This window comes from Streptomyces sp. NPDC001750 (assembly GCF_042892615.1).
GTDB lineage: Bacteria > Actinomycetota > Actinomycetes > Streptomycetales > Streptomycetaceae > Streptomyces.
On sequence record NZ_JBIAUE010000027.1, the window covers coordinates 1 to 21,951 of the forward strand.

General features: G+C 68.8%; 17 protein-coding genes and 1 pseudogene. 6 read left to right on the top strand and 12 right to left on the bottom strand.

The window, feature by feature from the left end; all coding sequences use genetic code 11:
- Positions 1 to 391: 391 nt before the first annotated feature.
- Positions 392 to 526, top strand: a pseudogene (locus ACFYY6_RS30905) (IS5/IS1182 family transposase); the annotation flags it as partial.
- A gap of 123 nt (positions 527 to 649) precedes the next feature.
- Here ACFYY6_RS30905 and ACFYY6_RS30910 read toward each other — a convergent pair.
- A complete protein-coding gene (locus ACFYY6_RS30910) occupies positions 650 to 2,083 on the bottom strand; it encodes an amino acid permease (protein ID WP_351519109.1) in 1,434 nt (477 codons plus the stop codon).
- Positions 2,084 to 3,015: 932 nt separating this feature from the next.
- Between ACFYY6_RS30910 and ACFYY6_RS30915 the strand changes: the two genes are divergently transcribed.
- The 3 genes from ACFYY6_RS30915 (at position 3,016) to alr (ending at position 8,224) form a co-directional block, all read left to right on the top strand.
- The gene (locus ACFYY6_RS30915; protein WP_389196751.1) at positions 3,016 to 4,563 is read left to right on the top strand and encodes a PucR family transcriptional regulator; all 1,548 of its coding nucleotides are present in this window, start codon (positions 3,016 to 3,018) and stop codon (positions 4,561 to 4,563) included.
- 667 nt (positions 4,564 to 5,230) lie between these two features.
- Positions 5,231 to 6,817 carry a helix-turn-helix domain-containing protein gene (locus ACFYY6_RS30920; RefSeq protein ID WP_351519106.1) on the top strand — a complete coding sequence of 529 codons (1,587 nt, stop codon included), beginning with the start codon at positions 5,231 to 5,233 and terminating at the stop codon, positions 6,815 to 6,817.
- 234 nt (positions 6,818 to 7,051) lie between these two features.
- Positions 7,052 to 8,224, top strand: a complete 1,173-nt coding sequence (gene alr, locus ACFYY6_RS30925; RefSeq protein ID WP_351519115.1) for an alanine racemase — start codon at positions 7,052 to 7,054, stop codon at positions 8,222 to 8,224.
- A 94-nt stretch (positions 8,225 to 8,318) separates the two neighbouring features.
- Here alr and ACFYY6_RS30930 read toward each other — a convergent pair whose 3' ends face one another.
- The 3 genes from ACFYY6_RS30930 to ACFYY6_RS30940 form a co-directional block, all read right to left on the bottom strand.
- The gene (locus ACFYY6_RS30930; RefSeq protein ID WP_389196753.1) at positions 8,319 to 8,702 is read right to left on the bottom strand and encodes a hypothetical protein; all 384 of its coding nucleotides are present in this window, start codon (positions 8,700 to 8,702) and stop codon (positions 8,319 to 8,321) included.
- A gap of 184 nt (positions 8,703 to 8,886) precedes the next feature.
- A complete protein-coding gene (locus ACFYY6_RS30935; protein ID WP_351519103.1) occupies positions 8,887 to 9,591 on the bottom strand; it encodes a pyridoxamine 5'-phosphate oxidase family protein in 705 nt (234 codons plus the stop codon).
- Positions 9,592 to 9,601: 10 nt separating this feature from the next.
- Positions 9,602 to 10,156, bottom strand: coding sequence for an LLM class flavin-dependent oxidoreductase (locus tag ACFYY6_RS30940; protein WP_386609426.1), 555 nt, complete (start codon positions 10,154 to 10,156; stop codon positions 9,602 to 9,604).
- On the opposite strand from ACFYY6_RS30940, the gene ACFYY6_RS30945 reads away from it, so the two are divergent.
- Positions 10,128 to 10,334, top strand: coding sequence for a hypothetical protein (locus tag ACFYY6_RS30945; protein WP_351519101.1), 207 nt, complete (start codon positions 10,128 to 10,130; stop codon positions 10,332 to 10,334). The two genes, ACFYY6_RS30940 and ACFYY6_RS30945, sit on opposite strands and share 29 nt — an antisense overlap.
- Before the next feature lie 689 nt (positions 10,335 to 11,023).
- The gene (locus tag ACFYY6_RS30950) at positions 11,024 to 11,335 is read left to right on the top strand and encodes a hypothetical protein (protein WP_386609427.1); all 312 of its coding nucleotides are present in this window, start codon (positions 11,024 to 11,026) and stop codon (positions 11,333 to 11,335) included.
- A 174-nt stretch (positions 11,336 to 11,509) separates the two neighbouring features.
- On the opposite strand, the gene ACFYY6_RS30955 is transcribed toward ACFYY6_RS30950, so the two are convergent.
- The 8 genes from ACFYY6_RS30955 to ACFYY6_RS30990 all read right to left on the bottom strand — a co-directional run bounded on the left by ACFYY6_RS30955 (position 11,510) and on the right by ACFYY6_RS30990 (position 21,948).
- The gene (locus tag ACFYY6_RS30955; RefSeq protein WP_389196756.1) at positions 11,510 to 12,856 is read right to left on the bottom strand and encodes an MFS transporter; all 1,347 of its coding nucleotides are present in this window, start codon (positions 12,854 to 12,856) and stop codon (positions 11,510 to 11,512) included.
- 209 nt (positions 12,857 to 13,065) lie between these two features.
- The gene (locus ACFYY6_RS30960; RefSeq protein WP_389196758.1) at positions 13,066 to 13,881 is read right to left on the bottom strand and encodes an IclR family transcriptional regulator; all 816 of its coding nucleotides are present in this window, start codon (positions 13,879 to 13,881) and stop codon (positions 13,066 to 13,068) included.
- Between the two features lie 46 nt (positions 13,882 to 13,927).
- Complete coding sequence (locus tag ACFYY6_RS30965) at positions 13,928 to 14,377, bottom strand: MarR family transcriptional regulator (RefSeq protein WP_351519096.1); 450 nt, start codon at positions 14,375 to 14,377, stop codon at positions 13,928 to 13,930.
- Between the two features lie 103 nt (positions 14,378 to 14,480).
- Positions 14,481 to 15,350: a fumarylacetoacetate hydrolase family protein gene (locus ACFYY6_RS30970; RefSeq protein ID WP_351519095.1), complete on the bottom strand. Its 870-nt coding sequence runs from the start codon at positions 15,348 to 15,350 to the stop codon at positions 14,481 to 14,483.
- A 35-nt stretch (positions 15,351 to 15,385) separates the two neighbouring features.
- A complete protein-coding gene (locus ACFYY6_RS30975) occupies positions 15,386 to 16,423 on the bottom strand; it encodes a cupin domain-containing protein (RefSeq protein WP_351634591.1) in 1,038 nt (345 codons plus the stop codon).
- A gap of 29 nt (positions 16,424 to 16,452) precedes the next feature.
- Positions 16,453 to 17,667, bottom strand: coding sequence for an FAD-dependent monooxygenase (locus tag ACFYY6_RS30980; protein WP_388652447.1), 1,215 nt, complete (start codon positions 17,665 to 17,667; stop codon positions 16,453 to 16,455).
- Positions 17,668 to 17,933: 266 nt separating this feature from the next.
- Positions 17,934 to 19,178 carry a serine hydrolase domain-containing protein gene (locus ACFYY6_RS30985; RefSeq protein WP_389196760.1) on the bottom strand — a complete coding sequence of 415 codons (1,245 nt, stop codon included), beginning with the start codon at positions 19,176 to 19,178 and terminating at the stop codon, positions 17,934 to 17,936.
- A 238-nt stretch (positions 19,179 to 19,416) separates the two neighbouring features.
- Entirely contained in the window at positions 19,417 to 21,948 is a 2,532-nt protein-coding gene (locus ACFYY6_RS30990; RefSeq protein ID WP_388652450.1) for an FtsX-like permease family protein, read from the bottom strand.
- Positions 21,949 to 21,951: the final 3 nt, after the last annotated feature.

Below are 21,951 nucleotides of genomic sequence, written 5' to 3' on the forward strand. Positions count from 1 at the left end.
CGTTCCCACTCGGCATCACTCAGATCACCCCGCCCCATGCCCACATCAACGATCCAGGCGCAAGGCAGTCACATGATCGACCGGACAAGTCCTAGGTGCCGCCCGGGACCGTCGGCATCGGTGCACCACGCCGTCCAAGTCGCTGGACCAGCTCATGGGCAGCCGGCCGGCCGACCCGCACAGACCTGATGCGGTTGCCACCCCCTGCATGACGCGGCGCCGAAAATGCCGTGACCAGCCGGTGATCTACCTGGCCACGGACATGACGGCCGCGCCTCGGGCTCGGCGACGACGAACTTGTGGCCGCTCCACGACCAGCTCTCCTCTCCGTCCGGTCCGCTCTCGGCCGCCCGAGCGCCGGACGGACCCAGCCGCGTCCGTCCGTGCCGGCCTGGCGTGCGACTACGAAACCCTGCCCGCCCGCTCCGAAGCCGTGATCCACCTCGCCACGACCGGCCTCATGGCACGTCGCCTCACCTGCGAAGCCGCCATCTCCTGGCGCGACCCGACACCACAGATCAAACAGCAGAGCTCGGGACAAAGCACTGGGACAAGGCGACCTCCAGGCGGCGCACGGTGCACCAGGCAAGCGAACGCCAGGCCCATCGCAGTCCTGAGCGGTGGAGCGGGCCCCTGAACCCCGCGTGGGTCAGCGCGACGTCGCACCCGCGTAGTCCGGCTCGGCCTCAGCCGCCAGGTTGCCGCGCTTGCCGACGAACCAGCCGATGGTCAGCAGCACCGCCCAGACCACGCCGACGTACAGCGAGATCCGGCCATCGGGGTCCATCGCCGTCAGCACCGTGACGAAGGCGAGGAAGGTCAGCGCGATCCAGCTGCACACCGTGCCGCCGGGCGCCGGAAAGGAAGAGGCCGGCAGCAGGCCCTTGAGTACCTTGGCGCGGTAGCGGATGTGGCTGAGCAGGATCATTGCCCAGGTCCAGATGGCCGCCGCGGTTGCGACCGACATGACGTACCCGAACGCCTTCTCCGGCACCAGGTAGTTGAGCATCACGCCGATCGACATCACGATCACCGACACTGTGATGCCCGCGGCAGGGACCTTCCGCCCGTTCAGTTTGCCGAAGATCTTCGGCGCCTCGGAGTTCGCCGCCAGGTCGCGCAGCATGCGGCCGGTGGAGTACATGCCCGAGTTGCAGGACGACAGGGCTGCCGTCAGGACGACGAAGTTCACGATGCCGGCCGCCAGCGGGATGCCGATCTTGTCGAAGGCCGCCACGAACGGGCTCACGCCGGCGTGGAATTCCGTCCACTTCACGACCGACAGGATCACGATCAGCGAGCCGACGTAGAAGACGATGATGCGCCACGGGAGGGTGTTGATCGCCTTCGGGAGGGTCTTCTCCGGGTTCTCGGACTCGCCCGCCGTGACGCCGACCAGCTCGACAGCAAGGTACGCGAACATCACGCCCTGTAGCGTCATCAGGCTGGACCCGATGCCGTTCGGGAAGATGCCGTCGTGCGACCACAGGTTACTCACCGTGGCGGTGTCGCCGGCCTGCGAGAATCCCAGCGTCAGCACGCCCGCGCCAATGACGATCATTCCTATGATGGCCGTCACCTTGACCATCGAGAACCAGAACTCCAGCTCGCCGAAGATCTTCACCGAGATCAGGTTGACGCCGAAGAGCACCACCAGGAAGGCAAGCGCGCTGATCCACTGCGGGATGTCCGGGAACCAGTAGTTGATGTAAATGGCCGCCGCGGTCAGCTCGGTCATGCCGGTGACGGCCCACATCAGCCAGTACGTCCATCCGGTCGCGTAGCCGAAGAACGGGCCCAGGAACTCGCGGGCGTACTCCGCGAACGAGCCCGAGACCGGGCGGTACAGGAGCAGCTCACCGAGCGCCCGCATGATGAAAAAGATGACCACGCCCGCGAGCGCGTACATCAGGATGAGGCTGGTGCCGGCCTTCTCGATGTTCTCGCCGGCTCCCAGGAAGAGTCCGACACCGATCGCGCCGCCAATGGCGATCATTTGCACCTGGCGGCTGCCGAGTCCGCGCTCGTAGCCCTCTGCGGAGGCGTCAGCAGTTGCCGCCTCCGGGACCTTCGAGGTGGTCATATCCGCGCCTTTCGTCGTGCACGTGACAACGTGTTCACGCTCTCCGTAGACAAGCTCGATTTCCTTCGTGATACGTCCGCAGACATTCGTGTCGGGTGGGATGGGCTGGGGCGTGTTGCGAAAGTAGCGTCGCAGGCCGGACGGGATTTTCGAAACACGCCCCAGCGGGACGTGAGCGAGGCCGCGCGGCCTGACGCGTGTGTGCCAGTGGTGTATCGGCGCCCCATTCGGTCACAGGCCCACCATTCGGATGATGGGGGCGCCGGTCCCGTCGACGCCATGGACGGGACCGGCATGGGCCCTTACGACCTCGTCCACGATTGGCAGGGGGGGAAGGAGCGGCGTCTGGGGCCTTCGAATCCAAGGCGGAGGTGGGAGTCGGATGGGGTCTCCCCTGCTCGAAAGCAGCTGAGAGCTTGGGGAAGGAGCGTCGGGGGCTGACGACAACGCCGGAGGCGGAGGTCCCAGACACCGCGATGCCGCTGCCAATCGTGGACGAGGTCGTTACGCCCTCCGGCTGTGCCGCCGTTCGGGTCGTTGCTGATCAACTGGTCGATAACGGGGTGGCCGGTGAGCTCGTGGTTCCTCGTCTCGGGGGCACCAGTCGCTCGGAGTGCGCCCTTGATGGTTCAGCGGGGCGAGCGCCGCCATCGCACCATCCCGGCACCGCTGCGTGCTGCTGCCGACGAAGCGGGCGAGAAAGCGGAGAAGACGCGGACTTGCCGACGGCGGCACGTACACCGGCGAGGAGGGGATACCAAGCAGCGGAGAGTCCCGCCATGCCGGCGCCGACGACGGCCACACGCCGCGGGTGCCGATCACTCATCGCCTTCGCCATGGCCCCCATCATGGAGGGAGCCCCCATCACAATTGAATGTCGGATTCCGCCACTCTTGGCATACTGGAATGTTCTCGGATTACATTCCTGAAGCATGGTCACCGCATGTCGCGTCTTTGAGAGCTTTGGCCCGGGTGTTACCACGACGCTGGTTGCGGGACAGCCGGTGGAAGTGACCGGGCTCCACGTGTACGGCGACCCGGCCGACGCGACGGTGGGCGGCGTGCTCGTTCTCGCCACCGGAGCCCTCACGGCAGAGACCCAGCTCGAGGTGATGGACAGCGCCACTGAACGGCAGGCGGCGGGTGTTCTGCTGCGTGGTCCTGTCGATGATCGGGTGCGGCATCGGGCCGCCGATGGCCACCTCGCCCTGGGTGAGCTGGCCGAGGATGTGGGCTGGGCACAGTTCATCTCGATGGCTGATGCCATGCTCCAACAACTCCACGCGCCACTCGACAACGCCCACGACGCGCACCAACGGATCTTCCGACTCAGTGACGACGTCGCCGAGCTGCTGGCCGCCCCGATCATGGTGGAGGACCTCCGGAGCCAAGTAGTGGCCTACTCGGCTTTTGGAGAGATCGCCGACCAAGTACGAATGGACAGCATCCTGGGGCGCGCGGTACCAGACAAGATCGTGACGCAGCTGCGCGCAGCAGGCACCTTCCGCCGCCTTGCAGTGAGTCATGAGCCGTTCAAGGTCGAAATCGAGGATCCCAGCTTCCTGACACGTCTGGTTGTCCCCATCCGCGTCGGCCCCGAGGTCATCGGCTCAATCTGGGCAATCCACAACGGTGAGCTGACGCCACAGCAGCGGCAACGCCTTCTCGACATGGCACGCTCCTTGGGATTGCTGCTCGTTCGACTGCGTGCGCACGAAGAACTCTCCAGCCGCTACACAGCGGACCGGATCCGTGAGGCGTTCCGCAGACCCGTTGACAGCTCCTCGACCGAGCCCCTGGTCCTGCCCGCTCGAGAGGTCCGGGTGGCGGCGCTGGGCCGCTTGAACGGCACGAGCGCACAGAATGACCTCGCCGTGTGGCGCACCGTTTTCCGACGTCACGCTTGGGCCGATCCGATCCTCACCGACATGGAGGGGCTGGTGTTCGCGATCCTCACAGACGGTGACGGACCGGGTAGCTGGGCCTGGGCTCGCTCCCTGAGTTTGAACGGGCGTATCGGGCAGGTCGGAGCAAGTCGCCCTACCTCTTCTGCGACGGCTCTACCTGCCAGGAACCGGGAGGCCCTCGAAGTGCTGGGCACCGGCGTGGCTCTGGAGCGCCCAGCCGTCAGTTACGAAGAGGTATGGGCCCAAGTGGTCATCCGCCGGACCCACGCCAACCTGCCTTGTGACCTGATCCACGACCTCAGCAGGCTCGATGACAAGGGCCGCGATCGGCAGGCGCTGGCCTCCACCCTGCTGACCTGGCTGATGAACTGGGGCGACTACAACCGCGCCGCGCGGACCCTGCGGCTCCACCCCAATACCGTGCGACAACGAATGCGCCGCATCGAGCACCTTCTCCACGGAGTGGACCTGTCAGATCCCGAACAGCGACTGGCCGTGACCCTGGTGCTGCAGGCACATCTCCATCGTGACGAGCCAGTCCGGACGGAGCCGGACAACACGGTTGCGGGCTGATGCTCATGCCACTGAACCGATCGCCGACCGGCCCCGGTCAACCCCAAGGGCAAGGAGCTGGTCACCCGGCTCCTCGCCGGACAGCGCGAGGCAAGCGGGCGAATCGACGCGGCGGAAGTCCACCACGTTGCCAAGCTCACTGATCTCGGACGATCGGGGCAACCGGCCGCCGTGGGCAGAGCTCATGGCCGCAACGAAGCGCCAGGCCCTTGTGGCAAGGGCTGTCACGCGGACATCCACGGCAAGAGACCTGTCGTAGCACTCACGGAACAGCCACTGGAGAGCGACGTGCGGTGACAAGCCGCATGCGTCGCTCGCGCCGGGGGCCGTGGGAAAAGGACCTGCCCAGCAGGCACCTCGCCGGCGGCCCACCAGTACCCTGTGGCAGGGCCTCTAGAGACGGGTTCAGGAAGTCGCCGCCACGCGCTCACTGTGAGTGACTCACTCCGCTTGCCGGCGTCGCCACGGTTCTATGCATGGACAATCGCGTCCACGCTGCCCCGCACCAGGCCAGTGCTCGACGCACGCATGCAGCTGTTCCTTGAGGCTGGTACGGACCCTCGGAGCCCGGCATCGGGCGATGGTGCACGATGTCGACCCGGATGTAACGAGCAGGTGGTGACCAGTGATCAGTCTCCAGCGGCTTTTCGACGCTGTAGGACCGTCCGTGCTGTCAGAGGTGTGCGCTCCCGAGGGGGCTCCGGTCCTGGTGGGCGATGTGGTGATCGCCGAATCGGACGGCGAGTTGGAGCTGGCTGCGGGCGATGTGGTTCTCGGTGTGAACCTGATCGACCGGATGGCGGCCCTTCGGCTGTTGTCGGTGTGTGCCCGTCAGTCCGCGGCCGCGCTGCTGCTCAAGGCGCCGGTGGCTGTCGACGAAGAGGTGACCGAGGCGGCGAGAGCCACCGGAGTGGCGCTGGTGGAGGTCGCACATCGGGCAGGGTGGGCCCAGGTGGTGTCACTGCTGCGCGCGGCGCTCGACAGCGAGGGGCTCGCAGGGGCCGCGGCGGGCCGGGAGGTTGCCGAAGCCGGGGACCTGTTCGAAGTGGCCGATGCGATCGCCTGCATCATCGACGGGCCGGTCACCATCGAGGACCGCAACTCTCGCGTACTCGCCTACTCCACCCGGCAGGAGTGCGGCGACGAGGCACGGGTGGCGACCATCATGAGCCGACACGTTCCCGACGAGCTGGCCGCGCACTACCGGCGGCACGGAGTCTTCCGCAGGATCGTTCAGGACAAGCGACCCATATATGTTCCCGCGGCCGTCGGGGGCAGCAAGCCCCGGCTCGTGATGCCCGTACATGCCGGCGGGGACGTCCTCGGCTCGATCTGGGCGATCGTGCCGGGCCCCGTCCCCACCGAGCGAGCCGCAGCATTCGCAGTCGCCGCAGACGCCGCTGCCCTGCACCTGCTCCGTCGGCGTGCAGAGGCCGACAGGGAGCGCCTGGCACTGACGGACATGGTGGCGAGCGTGCTGCACGGGAAGGAGGGTGCCGCGGACGCGGCGCGCCTCCTCGGGCTGGTGGCAGGACCGTGGCGGGTGGTCGCCGTGGGCGTGCGCTGCGAGGACGCACACGAGGCCGAGACGCAGCGCCTGACAGTACGGGAACGGCTGTCCCGGTTTCCCGGGTCACGTCTGCGCTCACCCGCCGCCGATATCGGCGGCGTGGTCTACAGCATCGTGGCTGCCGAGGCGGTGACTACCGCTTCCGGACGCCAGTCCGACTGGCTTTACGAGGTCGGCGAGACCACCGGCCGGGCAACACCGCTCATCGCCGTGGGCGGGCTCGCGGCCTCGATTCCGGAACTTGCCGCCTCCCGGGAGCAGGCCGACGACACGCTCGGGCTGCTCACGGCAGGCCTGGTCGCGAAATCCCAGGCCGTCCATGACGACGTATGGGCCGAGGTGGTCCTCCGCCGCACGGCCCTGGCCACCTCAACCGCCCGGACCGCGGACATCGGACCTCTGCCACGACTCATGGACCACGACCGCGAGTGCCGCACCAGTCATGTGCCGACGTTGGAAGCGTGGCTGGAGGAGATGGGCGACCTGAAGGCCGCCGCCGCCCGGCTGCACGTCCACCCGAACACGCTCCGCCACCGGATGCGCCGCCTGCAGGAAATCGTGGAGCTGCGGTTGGACAGCCCAAAGGTCCGGTCCGCGCTGCTCCTTCAACTCACGGCCCTCCGCTACGGCACAGAGGGCACCCCGCACGCCAAGGCCGACCACCGCGCCCGACCGCCCCAGTGAGGGGGTAATCGTCAAGAAAGCAGGGAGCCCCTTGCCGCGTCCGGCACATCCACTGCGCGTTGTGCCAGCCGCACTCCCGGCCGCCGAAGAACGGTGCCGTTCACACGATGACGGCGGGTTCCCCCCATCGACACCATGGCTCCACTCCATGGCCCAGCCGGGCATCGGTGGATTCATGGGAAGGACGATGGCGTGAAGATCGGCAGTTCTCACGCGGCCAACAGCCGCGAGGTCATCAGTCGTGCGCACCCGGTTCACGAAGAACCCGCGCTCGCGGAGGCTCGGATCGATCTTGCGGCGATCCGAGCCAACACGACTCGGCTGCGCGATGCGGCAGGTTCCGCCGAAGTGATGGCCGTGGTGAAAGCTGACGGCTACGGGCACGGCATGGTCCCCTGCGCCCGCGCAGCACTGGCCGGCGGCGCGACGTGGATCGGCGTCGCACGCATGCACGAAGCATTGGCGCTGCGCGCAGCGGGGATCGGCAGCCGGATCCTCGCCTGGCTGCTGGGCCCCGGGGACGACTGGGCTGCCGCCGTTGCCGCCGGGATCGAACTATCGGCCGGAGACCCCTGGGCAGTCGAGGCCGCGACCCGGGCGGCACCGGCTGCAGGCCGGCCGGGCCTGCTGCACCTGAAGATCGACACCGGGCTGGGCCGCGGTGGCGCCTCCCCCGCCCACTGGCCCGCCCTGCTGGAGACGGCCGCACGTGCGGAGGCGTCCGGGCATGTCCGGGTCGTTGGGATCTGGTCCCATCTCGCCCACGCCGATTCCCCTGGCCACCCCGAGTCCGACCGGCAGGTGGAGCACTTCCGTGACGCAGTCGAGCTCGCGCGGAAGGCGGGGCTGCGTCCCGAAGTCCTCCACCTGGCCAACTCGGCAGCCACCCTCGACCTTCCGCAGACCCACTTCGACCTCGTGCGCCCCGGGATTGCGCTCTTCGGGCTGAGCCCAGTGCCGGAGGCGGCCGAGCCGGCGGCCCTGGGGCTGCGGCCGGCGATGACGCTCACCGCCCGGCTGGTCTCCGTCAAGCGCGTCCCCGCCGGGCACGGAGTCTCCTACGGTCACCACTACCGCACCCCCCGTGAGACAACGCTCGGTCTGATCCCGCTGGGGTACGCCGACGGCGTACCCCGGCACGCCTCCGGTGCCGGTCCGCTCCTCGCCGTCGGCCGACGGCGCACGGTGGCAGGCACGGTCTGCATGGACCAGTTCGTCGTCGACCTCGGCGACGACACGGCCGCAGCCGGCGACGAGATCGTGCTCTTCGGCCCCGGGGACCGCGGGGAGCCCGGTGCCGAGGACTGGGCACGTGCCGCCGGAACCCTCTCCTACGAGATCGTCACACGCATCGGCGCGCGGGTACCGCGCACGTACACCGGCGGTTCCGACCCGGAAGAGCGCTGACGTCGACCCGTTCACCGGCTGGCCCGCGGACAGCCTCCGGAACGACTCACCACATCGAGCCGTCCTCCCTTCCAGGGCCGCCCATGACGCCTCCTCATCCGGCACAGACGAGGAGACGACCCCTGGGGCGTGTTGCGAAAGTCCCGCCCGGCCCGCTACGCCTGGCACGGCGCCTCACCGCGTCGACGGGGCGCTCGGGCAGCGTCGCGGTCCCGGCCACCGGGAGAACGGTCGTGCCGCCTCCTGCGGACTCGCCCCACTGGCCCGGATCGGTACTGCGGGCGATCTCCTGAGCGAGTCGGCTGTTGGCTGCAACCAGGTCCTGCGGTGGGACGGCGGCGAGGGCTTCGACGGTGCACCCGGCGCCGACGAGTGCGGCCAGACGTTCGGTGATGAGGCGCGCGGTCTCGGGCGTGTGCGCGTGGTGTCCGGCACCGCTCCGGGTGATGGCCCGCCGGAACAGGCCCCCACCCGTCACGGCCAACGATCCTGCCGGGCGCGTGCCGCGCCCGCAGGATGGGGCCCGTACCGAAGGCCCCGTGGTCGAGTCGATCCCGATGGCGGCAACCGGGCGAAGCCGGGCAGGCCGCCGCTGCCCTCCGGGCGGTGAGCAGCGGGCAAGTGGTATCGCGCCGGGGTCGGCCCGCTTCCCGAGTGCGCCGTCACGGGGTGTGCTGCCGCCCGGTCTGCCCTGCGCGGGTGTTGCGTCGGGCGGTGATGTGTTCGGGCGGTTCGATGTGGTCCGGGAGGAGTGGGTCGGCTTCGGGTTCGCCCCAGGTGGTGACGAGGGGGAGGATGCCCGCCCAGATCCCGAGGGCGGCGTCGGGTCCGTCGCCGTCCTCCGGGGCGCCGGTGCGTATCTTGACCGATGCCTCCTCGAGCGACATGGCGAGCAGGGAGGTTGCCGCCATTTCCTTGCGGTTCGGCTGTCGTGCGTAGTCCCACTGTCCGGGTGCCGATTGTTCGGTCAGGCACTGCAGACCTTCCCGTTTCTCCGTCGGATCCGTGACCAGGCGCGGGACACCGTAGATCATCGCGCTGCGGTAGTTGATGCCGTGTTCGAACACCGACCGTGCGAGGACGAGGCCGTCCACGTGCGTCACGGTGACGCATACCGTCGCATCGGGCGAGGCGACCAGGCTTCGGCTGGCCACAGACCCGTGAAAGTAGAGGTTGCGCCCGTCGCTCCCGTAGACGGTGGGGACGACCATGGGGTGCCCGTCGACGACCAGTCCGAAGTGGCACACGAAGCCGGCATCCAGGATCGCGTCGAGTTCGGCACGGTCCAGGCTCCCTTGTTCCCGCAGACGGCGGTGGCGGGTGCGGTCGGTCTCCGGCAGGGAGGCCCGGAGTTGGCTGTGGTTCACGGCAGCTCCTTCACAAGCGCGTGGGCAGTAGGAGGACTTCACAACGTGGGGGACATGGGCGATGGCGCGGCCGGCGGCTCCGAGCTGGGCGGGTCGGACGCGGTCCGGTCAGCTTGTCGGCGCACCGGCGGCGAGTTGATCGGCTCAGTATCGCTGGTGCGGTTCCAGGTTCAGCCGTGTCCGGCCCCACAGGCCGAGACAGCGGTTCCCGGAATGAGCCGACTGCCTCCCGGTAGCGGGCACCACGCGTTGCGTGGTCGAGACCGTACGCAGGGAACTCCACCGGGCGGTCGCCGGACGCCACGCCGAGTACCAACCGGCCCCCGCTCAAGTGGTCGACGGAGGCCGCCTGCTCGGCCAGATCGATGGGGTGCCGCAGCGGGAAGATCACGCTGCCCGCAGCGAGGGTGATCCGGGAGGTGTGCGCCGCAAGCCAGGCCAGGGCGGTCCACGGGTCGTACACCTGCCCCACGTCGCCGAACTGCGCACCGTCGGCAACCGCATCGCGGGCTGGGGAGACCCGGACGTGCGCGGCGGTGGCGAGCCCGACGAACCTCGCGGTCATCCTGAACCTGCGGTCGTTCGGGCACTTGGAGGAGATCCTCGTCCGGATCGCCACCAGCCTGCCCGGAGTGACGGTCACCGAACGGCGGTTGGTGCTGCGACAGGTGAAGATCTACGGCCGTCTGGTGGACGAGAACGGGCGGAGCACCGGGGTGGTCCCGCCCGGATCCGTGGGCTGATCCACAGAGGCGCCGAAGCTACGGCCGGCCGCCACCCGGCGGTGCTCCTCGCTCCCGCCGCAGCGAAGTACGTCGACGGCGACAGCCGAAGAACCCGGCAGACGGGATCGACCCCGAGGCCCCTCCCGCGCAGGTGGTCGACCACCTGCGCGGCTCGCCGGAGACGGTCGATCTCCCGGGCAGAAGACACCGAGGCTGCATTCATGCTCTCGTTCACCTGCTTCAACTCCGCATTCTCCCAGCGGAGTTGCCTGAGTTTCTCGCGCTCGACGGCACGGACCTCACGGACCGCGTGCTCGCGGAGCTCGTCGGGGTATTTACGCGGTGCTGCCATGGTGCTGGTGGTTCTCCTCCGCCAGGACCACAACCCTGGCATCAGGGACTCCACAAATCCCAGCACAGCTCAGAGCTTCAGCAGCCATCCGGCCACCGCCCCCAGGACCGGAAATCCGGCCGCCATCAGAATTCGGTTCGATATTTTCTGCCGAATCACGGTCACGCTGCTCCCCTGTCGTAGGCAGGGGGCGCGGCGTGCTCTCGTGCGTGGTCGGGCACTCACGGCACTCCCCAGAGCTATCGGATCAGAAACGTTCGTTCTTGATGCGAGCGTACTATGATCGTCGGTAGGGGGCGGAACAAGCGGAGGCGCACACGACGGCCCGGCACCGGGAGAACGAGAGAAAGTGACCGTGGACGCATCGCAGCCCGCGCCTACGCGCCCCGAGCCGCCGCCCCCCGCCGTTCCCCGGACGGGGTGCACCCACCGTTGGCTGCACAGGGGGACCGGGGGCGCCGCAGCCGCCGAACCCGGCGTGCGCTCCCTCGGCGACGTCAAGGACCACACCGGCCGCACCGGCTACGCCGTCGCCCTCCCCCGCCCGCACGAGCCCACCCCCGAACTCCGCCTGATCTTCGGCAAGTCCACGGGCATGCCACTCGGCACCGAGAAGGTGGCCACCCGGGGCGGTGACGGTGTGAGCAAGCCGCGGACACCGCGGTGAACGGCGGCGTCCGCGGACACCAGGCCGACCAGGTCGGCGGTGCCCGCGGATCCGGGCGAACCGGGCCTCCCGCTGCCACCACTTCGACGGAAAGGGACCTGCCGCCCTTCCGCTCCGGCCTCGTCCTGAGACGGGTCGGCCCTGAACGGACAGGGGCAGCCGGTCACAGTCGGCCTACGCCCCGGACGGAGCGGGTTCCGCCGTGCTCGCCACTGCGGACGTGGGCCGCTTTGCTCGCATGGCGAACAGGAGCAGGCCCGCCGCGGCGAAGACCGCACCGGTGGCGACGTACAAGGACCGCGGTGCCCATCCGGCGTCCAGCAACCACCCTGCGACTGAAGGCGCGAGGATGGCTCCGACCCGCCCGACGCTGATGGCCGCTCCGACACCGGTCGCACGCAGTTTCGTCGAGTACACGCCCGGCGTGAGGGCGTAGAGTCCCGCGATGCATCCGTTGACGGCGACGCCGATGACGGCGCCCAGGCAGAAGGCGAGGGTCAGCAGGCTGGTGGAGGCAGCGAAAGCGACGATCAGGACTGCGGCCCCGAAGAGATAACTCCGCAGCACGCTGAGCAGCGCGTACCGTGCCGCCAGCACACCCAGGAGAGCCGTTCCGAAGATTCCTCCCAGGTTGAGCAGCGTGCCGCCGGTCAGTCCTTGGGTCGAGGACATGCCGGCTTCCACCAGAAGCGTCGGGGTCCAGCTGGTGACGAAGTAGAAGGCGGCCATCACCAGGAAGAACGCACCCCACATCACCAGGGTCGGTCCTCGCAGTCCACGGACGAGCAGGGCACGGAATCCGGTCTGCGAGGTGTCGCCCGCAGTGGCGGCCGGAAGAGCGTCGAGCTCGGCGTGCCCCATCTTCCGCGCAAGGGAGTTGACCCTCTGCAAGGCGTTCGCAGGCTTCCTGGTGACGAGGAAGTCGATCGATTCGGGCAGGCACCAGTAGACGAGCGGGAGGATGGCGAGCGTGGCGAGCCCGCCGGTGAGGAAGACCGACCGCCAGCCGTAGTGGTCGATGAGGAACACGGACGAGAGGCCGCCCACCGTGGCGCCGACGGCGTATCCCGTCGAGTTGAGGCTGACCGCGAGCCCGCGCCAGCGCTGTGAGGCGAACTCACCGGCGATCACGTTGCTGCAGGCCAGGACCGCGCCGATACCCACGCCCGTCACGAGCCGGAGCGCCCCCAGCTGCTGCCAGTTCTGGCTGGTCGACGAGAGCAGCATGCCGAGGGCGGCCACGGCCAGTCCGGCCAGGATGACGGGCCGGCGGCCGACCCGGTCCGCCCTGGGGGCGACGAGGAGCGCGCCCAGGGCCATTCCGGCCAGTCCGCTGCTGAGGAGGACCCCGAGGTGGCCGGGTGTGAGGTGCCACTCGCCGGAAACGGTCTTGCCGGTGAAGGACATGACCAGTACGTCGAATCCGTCGAGCGTGTTGAGGAGCACACAGACCGCGATCGCGCTCCACTGGAAACGGCTCATGGGCCCCTTGTCCAGGGCCTCCCGCAAGGTGGCGCTCATCGGGCGGCCGATCGAGAGGCGGGGCAAACGTAGAAGATGGGCATGGCAGCACTCCGTTGTCGACTGCGGTGTAGCCGACGAGGCCTGAAGAGCGACACGCGAGGCAGTCTGTTTTCAGCCGTCGGTGCAGCCATGTTCCGAGTCGCTGGGAGGGGTGGCCAGGCCCGTTTCCGCATGCCGGGAAACGAATGGTCTCCGGCATGTGCCGGTCAGGGAACGGATGTGTGGAGTGCTCGCGAGATGGCACGACAACTGGTACGGACGAGGTCCGCCAGTGCCCCCGTGGGCATGGACCCGTGTCGTACGACGACGGACACCGCGGCTTCGATCTCCCCGGTGACGCCCACGACCGGCGCCGCGACGGAGAGCGTGTCGAGTGACAGTTGGCGGTCGCTCACGGCGTAACCACAAGCGTGTACTTGCGCGAGGGCCCGTCTGATCTGGGTCGTGTCCGTCAGGGTGAAGGGCGTGTGACGGGAGAGGGGGCGGGCCAGTGCTTCGTCCTGAATCGAGGTGGGGGCATGGGCGAGCAGGACCAGTCCCGCCCCGGTGGCCGTGATGGCCAGACGTCCACCGACGCGCGTCAGCGTGGGAACCGCCCTGCTGCCGCCGATGCGCTCGACGAAAACGACGTCCGTGCCTTCCCGTACGGCCAGTTGTACGTTCTCGCGGGTCATCTGGCAGAGATCCTCCAGGTAGGGCAGAGCGCGCTCGCGCAGCCCCTGGCCGCGGGGCGCCAGGGAGGCGACCTCCCACAGACGGAGCCCGACACGATACTGCCCCTGCTCGTCGCGTTCCAGCGCGCCCCAGGCGAGAAGATCTCCCAGCATGCGGTGCACGGTGGAGACCGGCATGTCCACCTTGCGGGCCAGTTCGCTCAGGGTCAGGTGCGGGCGCTGTGCGGAGAACGCGCCGAGGATCTGCAGGGCACGCCAGATGACGGGGCCCGTGCCGGTTGCCGGGCCCGGATGGGGACGCTTGTGGCGGTGCCGCGGTGGTGTGACGGTGGCGTGTTCGTGGGGCACGGCGGGACTCCTCATCCGGTCAATGGCTCTGGCCCCCCGGTGTGCGCTATTGCTCGCCGGTGTTCAGTTCATCACCCAGAAGCGCGATGCGACGGAGAATGTCAACGGCCAGAGACCGCTGATCGGCGGGGAGGGACTGCAGGAGCTGTTCGTTGATCTCTTCGGCGGGGGGGATCAGGGAGCTCAGCAGTTCGGCTCCCTCGTCGGTCAGCCTCAGCAGGGTGCGTCGGCGGTCCTTCTCGTCCCGCACCTGGCTGACGTACTGCTGATCGGTCAGACGGCGGACGATCAGGTTGACCGTGGACCGGTCCAGGGACGTGAGGTGTGCGAGCGTGCGCTGGTCGATGCCGGGCTCGCGGCCGAGGGCGTTGAGGACGGAGAACTGCTGGGAGGTGATCCCGCGAGAGACGTGTCGGCTCCACAACGCTGTGTGTACCTGCTCCGCACGCCGGATCAGATGTCCGATGTAGTTCTCCAGGTCGAGTGCGCGCGCCACGATGCTCCGTATGCCTTGCTGCTGGGTGGTGCCGCCTGATGGGGCGAGCGGCTCGCCCGTGAGTCTATGGTCAGGCGGCACCACTGCGGCACGCGCCGCCGGGTCAGCGACTCCGACGGCCCGGTCGCTGCTCGTAGGAGGTGGCCCTGCTGGCGTCGACACCCACCTCCAGGCGACCCACGCGCTCGATCTCCACGACGACGCGGTCTCCATGGCCGAGCGGTCCGACGCCGGCCGGAGTGCCCGTCGCGATCACGTCACCGGGATACAGCGTCATCACGGACGAGGTGTACGCGATCAGCTCCCGTACACCGAAGATCAGGTGCGCCGTGTTGGTCCGCTGACGGGTGGAACCCCCGACGTCGCAGCGCAGGTCGAGGGAGTCAGGGTCGGGAATCTCGTCCGCGGTGACGATCCAAGGGCCGATAGGGGTGAACGTGTCGAACGACTTCCGGGTGGAGCGGTCCTCGCCGGAACGGACCGTGATGTCCAGCACGCACGTGTAGCCGAAGACGTGATCGAGTGCGTCGTCGACGCTGACGTGGGAGGCGGTGCGCCCGATGACGACACCCAGCTCGCCTTCCTGGTCGGTGCGCTTGTCGGAGTAGGGCAGGACGATGTCCTGGCCAGGTCCGATGACGGAGGAGTTCGCCTTGAGGAACACGCCGAGGTCGGCGACCGAGGTGCTGTACGCCATCTCGGCCTTGTGGTCGAGGTAGTTGACCGGCGCACCGACGATCTTGCCAGGGCGCGGCAACGGAGCTTCGAGTGTGGCTTCGGAGAGCGGTACGCGGGCACATGCGGTGAGGTCGACGCGCGGAGCCGCGCCGGCGCGGGCGGTGATCTCGATGTGCTGCTGGAGCGCACCGGTGGGGGAGTGGGGATCGTACGTGGCGAACTGGTCGGTCACGTCGACGAGTTCGTCCCCGTCGACGAGGCCGAGCCGTCCCTTGTTGAACAGTGCCAGGCGCATGAGGACCTCCTTGTGAGGTGTTCGAGGTGGAGGGGTCAGGCGCCGGGGTCGGCGCTTTCGGTGCGGTAGAGGCCGAGCGACCGCATGACCGGTTCGTCGCTGTAGGAGAAGAGAACTGCGTCGCGGGAGGACGAGGTGTTGAGGTGGCGGTAGGAGGCCCAGCCGGGGACGGCGAACGTGTCGTTCTCGGACCAGTCGAAGCGGACCCCGTCGACGATCGTGGAGCCTTCGCCGCGTACGACACTGAAGATGGTCGATGTCGTCTGCTTGCGGCCGACTCCGTCGAAGCCCGGGCGCAGTCGCTGGATGCGGCAGCCGATGGTGGGCATCACCGGGCCGCCCGTCCAGGGGTTGGTGTACTCGAGGACGACGCCGTCCACGTCGCTGCCCTCGGCCGTGTCGGCGATCGCGTCCAGCGCGCGGCTGGTTTCCTCCCAGGTGTAGCGGGTGACGGGGGAGCTGGGCCCGTCCTGGGAGAGCCAGGCAGGGGTGAGCCTGCCGTGCAGGAACTGGCGGCTGCCCGCGTCGTCGGGACGGGTCACCGGCTGCAGGCGCTGTGGGTACTGCTCGTAGAAGCCCGCCTCCAGCGCATTGACGAGCGGGTAGTCGAGAGCGTCCAGCCAGATCATCGGCGCGTCGCCCTCATGGGTGTGGTCGTGCCAGTGCCAGCCCGGCGTGAGCAGCAGGTCGCCCGGGGCCATGAAGACGCGTTCACCGTCGACCGTCGTCCAGGCACCGCTGCCCTCCAGGATGAAGCGGAAGGCGTTGGAGGTGTGCCGGTGTGCCTGCGCGGTCTCTCCGGGAAGGATGATCTGCAGCCCCGCGTACAGCGTGTTGACGGTGGCCGGCGGATCGGTCAGTCCGGGGTTGACGAGCATGAGAACCCGCCGTTCGGCCTCGTCGAGAGAGAGCGTCCTGGAGAAGTGGAGCAGGTTGGGCCGTAGCTCCTGCCAGCTCCACCGGTAGGGCACGGCACGGCTGTGCGGCTCGGCAGGGAAGAGGTTCCCGTAGAACCGCCACAGCGGCGCGGCCCCCAGGCCCTTCAGTGCCTTGTAGGCGAGTTCGTCGTTCATGACATCCTCCCTGTGATCCTGGTCGGGGCTCACGAGGCGGCGACGGCAGCCGGGGCCGGAGTCCACACCCAGGCGACGTCGTCGAAATCCTCGGGCGTGCGGGACGAGAGCAGGACGTTGCGCAGCGTCGCCCCCATACCGTCCAAGTGGCAGATCTCGCCGAAGCGGCGCGCGTTGGTCTGAACCCGTGCCGCACGCTCCCGGCGCTGTGCGGCGTACGCCGTGAACGCATCCGCCGCGTCGGGGAACCGGGTCAGTGACCGTCCCAGGGCGACGGCGTCCTCCAACGCCTGACACGCTCCTTGAGCCAGGTACTGCAGCATGGGGTGGGCGGCGTCGCCGAGGAGCACGATGCGACCGTGGACCCAGTTGTCGATCGGCAGCCGGTCGTACAACGGCCAGCGTCGTTCGCGGGAGACCAGAGGCAGCGAGTCGCGCACGGCCTGGCACGCCTTGCCGAAACGCTCTTCGAGCTCGGCCTCCGTTCCCCAGTCGTCGGAGTCCGGCGTGTAGTTGTCGCTCTCGAAGACGGCGACCTGGTTGTACAGCTCTCCACGGCGGACCGGGTACTGCACCAGGTGCATACGGGGACCGGCCCACACCATCACTGCTTCCGAGGCGGCGTGCTGGGACATCCGGCCGGTCATCTTCTCGGTGGGCAGCGCTCCCCGGAAGGCCACGTACCGGGAGCAGACCGGATCCCCGTCGCCCACCAGCGCCTGGCGCAGTCCCGAATGGAGTCCGTCCGCGGCGACGACCGCGTCGGCGCTCAATACCTCCGACGACTCGGCGAAGTGCAGCCGCACGCCGGAGGAATCCTGGTCGGCGCGGGTGACGGTGTGTCCCGTGCGAAGTGTGATCGCGGGGTGTTCCTGGCAGGCAGCCAGCAGGGCTGCATGCAGGTCGGTGCGGTGTGTGACGAGGTAGGGATGCGTGAACCGCTCTTTGTACTCGGCGCTGCGGAGATCGAGAGCGGTGATCTGGTCCCCTGACAACGCGTCCATCATCACCAGACGCGGCGGGGCGACCGCGGTGCGCTGGACAGTGGCGAGAACCCCCAACTCTTCAAGAGCGAACGAGGCGTTCGGGGCGAGCTGGAGGCCGGCCCCGATCTCACCGAACCGGGCTGCCCGTTCCACGAGTGTGACGTCGCGGCCGGCGCGGGCGATGGCCAGAGCTGCGGCCAGGCCGCCGATGCCGCCGCCCACGACGACGATATGGGCGGGAGAAGGGAATGCGGGCATACGGGCTCCTGAGGCTGACGTGGGGGAGGGGGACAAGACGCCGAGGCAGAGGAAATGCGAGGCATCACGCATTTGATCCGTACAGCAATCATTGGTGTACGGATGATATTAGGATCGTGCTGGCCTGAGGTCAACGGGTTGGCGAGGCCTGGCACGAATGGCGGCAGCTTGACAACAGCATGAGGAGGCCGGGGCGCTCTCCGTCACGAGGACCAGCCTGGTCCCCGCACTGTCCGGGAGCTTCCGGCCACGCCGCAAGGGTCTTGTCACCCACAGATGGCCGTGTCGACCAGGTTCGTGACCTTCTCGATCTTCTGTATGGCCTCCTTGATCATCGCCTCATTCGAGTCCTGCTTGGAGACGATCGCGCCGGGCAGGGCGTTGACGGCCACCGTGACCTCACGGCCGTCGCTGGTCACACCACCGCGAGTCTCGTAGCCGTGAATGTCGCCGCCGTGGCCCCACATCGCGGCGCAGGACAGAGTTGTCTTGTCGAGGCCGAGACCGAAAACGGTGTTGGGTTCCTCGTCCGGTGATTCGACGGTCTTCTGCATCTCCTTCAGCTGCGCCGCGGGCACCACCTTGCCGCCGACCAGGCCCGCGAAGAAGCGGTTGAGGTCACGCGGGGTGGAGATCACCATGCCTGCGGCTCCGGAGACCGAGGGGTCCATCTCGGTGGCGTTCTTCAACTCGCCTCCGGGCGGCGCGATGTAACCCTCCATCCGCGGCTTCCGGACGTTCTTGTCCCCGGGCTCGGGCCAGTAGGTCTGCTTCAGGCCGAGCCGTTCGATGACGCGCTCGGTGACCGCCTCGCCCACCGGCTTGCGGGTGACCTTCTCGACGAGCATCCCCGCGACGATGTAGTTGGTGTTGCTGTACTGGCGCCTCTTCCCGACAGGGAACACCGCCTTGTGCCGCAGTGTGGGGCCGAGGAGTTCCTTCGCCGTGTAGGTCCGGCTCGGGACGGTGGCGGTGTTCGCTTCCACGAACTCGGTGTAGTCGGGGAGGCCGCTGGTGTGCCCGAGCAGGTTCCGCACGGTGATCTTCTTGCCGTCGTAGTCCGGTCCCTCGACGACGCCCGGCAGGTAGGTGTCGATCGGTTCGTCCAGCTTCACCGTGCCCTCGCCGACCAGTTGCAGGACGGTCGCGGCGACGAATGTCTTGGTGTTGCTGCCGATCCGCACGTGCCCGTTCTTCGGCGGAGGGGCGCCCGTCTCGCGGTTGCCGATCCCGGCCGTGTAGTCGCGGGTCCTGCCGTCCTTGCCCTTGACGGAGACCAGCACGCCGGGGAATCCCGCCTGCACCAGCTGCCGCATCGCCTTCTGCAGGGCAATCTCGTTCTTCGCCGTGCCGATCTCCGCCTCGGCGTCGGACGCGTCGCCGTCTCTGCAGCCCGTCAGGCCGCCCACGGCGAGGACGCCGACCATGGTCGCCACAGTGATCCGTGACAGCCTCCGGCGGCGCTTGGACGGGACGTTCGGACGGGTGGCGGGCTGGAAGTGCTCGGACACCGTTGCTCCTCAAAACCACCTGGTAAGTGGTGTGGGGGACGTTTTCAGTAACGCCTCAAGAATCTCGATCACGAGCATCCGGCTCCATAACGCACGCAGGAAGAAACATGGTGTAGCCAGTGCTACCGTCCCGGCACAGCGATTACGACGGGCCGGCCACCTACTGATCCGGCACAGATCAGTCGGGTGCGCCGCCTGGCGGGCGGCACACCCGACTGATGCGGAGCCGTGCACGCTGCTATTCGCGGATACCCATTCCCTCGACCGGCGGGGTGCGGAGGAGCCGCCCGATCGGGATGCTCGTGGACACCAGCGCCAGCACGGCCGTGCCGCCGATGACGACGACCAAGCCCAGCGCCGGAACGTATGGGACGGGCTGCCCGGCGACGGCGTTGACGATCGAGGACAGCGTGACCGCCGCGACCGCGACGCCGATCGTGAGTGCCACGCCCAGCAATGCGGCCTGCTCGGAGTTCGCCATCCACTTCACCTGGCGGCGAGTCACTCCGACCAGACGCAGCAGCGACAGCTCCCGGGCCCGGGCCAGCGCGGCCATGATGAGCGTGTTGGCGGCCGCGAGCACGGCGTACCCGACCAGCACGGCGACCAGCAGCCGGTTGAGCCAAGAACTGATCGCCAGGTCCTTGGCCAGCTCACCGGTGAACTGATCGGTGCCGGTCACGGTGCTCGCCGGGTACGCGCCCGCCAGCTTCGCCAGGGCCGGCCCCACGTCGGCGTCCGGCGCGCTGCGGATCAGCACGTGGTCGTCCAGGCCGGTCGCGGTGTGTCCGGCCAGCGTCTCGTTGGTCAGTGTGACGTCGCCGAACCCGAAACCGCGGCTGTAGACGGCGACGACCCTCAGGGCGACCGGCGTGCCGTCCCCGAGCCATAGTTTGGCCGTGCTGCCGACCTTCCAGCCCGAAGTGTCCGCCTGGGACGAGGAGACCGCCACCGTGTCACGGCCCCGCAGGTCATCCAGGTTCCCGGACGTCACCTTCAGGTTCATGGTCTTGCTCGCACCCTGGGGATCAATGCCTTGCGCGACCACCGCCATCGCCTCGTCCATGAAGGGCACGAGCACCGAGGTACGGCGGACCCCGGTCGCGGCGAGCACCCCGGGGATCTGCCGGGCCTGCGCGGCCGCCGCAGCGGGCAGGCCCGCGCTGCCGACCAGCGCGTACTGGGCGATCGTGCCCTCCTTGCTCTGGATCACAGTCTGGCGTTCCAGGTTGTCCTGCAGGAACCAGACGGTGCCGCCGAACCCCACGGAGAGCACCAGCGCCGTCAGGACGGCGACCATGCCGCGTGCGTTCGCCCGCAGGTTCGCGGCGGCCAGGTACCCACTGTCGCCGAACACCGTCCGCAGAACCGGGGCGAGCGCCACGGCGGCGGCCCGGTTGATCCACGGGGCGAGCAGCGCGATCGCCAGAACGAACGTGTACAGCATGCCCACCGCGGAGCCCATGGCCGTCTGGCCGCTGGTGCTGCCGGTGAGGGCGATCAGTGCGAACGCGACGCCGAGGAGCGCCACCCCGGATACGATCCGGACCTTGCCACCCAGAGTCGGCTCCACGGAGGCCTCTCCGAGCGCCTCGGTGGGGCGGATGCGGGTGGCGCGCCGGGCGGCGATCCAGCCGGAAAGCAGCGCGACAGTGGCCACCGCACCGGCCACCGCCGGCGCGGCCAGGACCCCGCCGTTCATGGTGAACGTATCCGGGACGAACCCGCGGGTCACCAGCTCGGCCCTGATCCAGAGCCCGGCGAGCAGTCCGAGTGGGACACCCACCACCGCTGCGAGCAGGCTGAGCATGCCCACCTCGCCGAGGACCAGCGTCCGCACCTGGCCAGGGGTCGCCGCGACCGCCCGCAACAGGGCGAAGTCGCGGCGGCGGTGCCGCACCGACAGGCCGACCGTCGCGGCGACCACGAAACTGGTGATCAGCGCGGCGTAGCCGCCGAACGCGCCGCCGGCCTCCACGGTGAAGTCCTTGGCGGCGGCCGCCTCGGGCTGTTCTGCCAGTCCCCGCTCGTCACCCGTGTACACCTTCGTCCCAGTGCCGTCCGCGATGCGCTTCACCGCGGCGGTGACGGCCGCCCGGTCGGCGTCCTTCGCGGCGAGAACGCCGACCGCGTCGACAAGGCCGGGACGGGGGTGGAGCCGGGCCGCTTGTGCGTCGGTGAAGAACACCACCGCCTGCGATCCGCGCGTGCCAGACGTCCCGACGACGCCGCTCACCCGGACCTGCTGGACGGCACCCTCGGTGAGTATCGTCGTGGTGCTGCCGGGACGCAGCTTCCCCGCCGCTGCGAGTCGTTGATCCACGGCGATCTCGCCCTCGACCCGCGGCGCGGTGCCGGACACCACTTCGTAGGGAGTGAGCGCCGCGCTTCCCCAGCCGTGGCCCGTGACCGGCACCTTCGGTGCGACCGCCGCCGCGACGCTGATCGTCCGATCTCCCACCGCCCGCGCCACGCCAGGGACTGCGGCGACCTTGCCGACCAGCGACTCCGGGACACCCCCGCGCTCGGGCAGTGTCACCGTGCTGGTCTCGCGCTCACCGAACCGTTCCGGCCCCTGCACCGTGAGCTCGTGCTTGGCGACGACGGCGAATGCCGCGTCGTACCGCTGCGTCTCCCCCTTGTACCGCAGCCCCGACTCCACGAGCACCCCGCACACCGTAAGGATCACGACCCCGGCGGCGAGCGCGATGAACGTCGCGATGAAAGTGCCCTTGCGGTACCGCAGCATCTGTGCGGCGAGTCCGAGCACCGC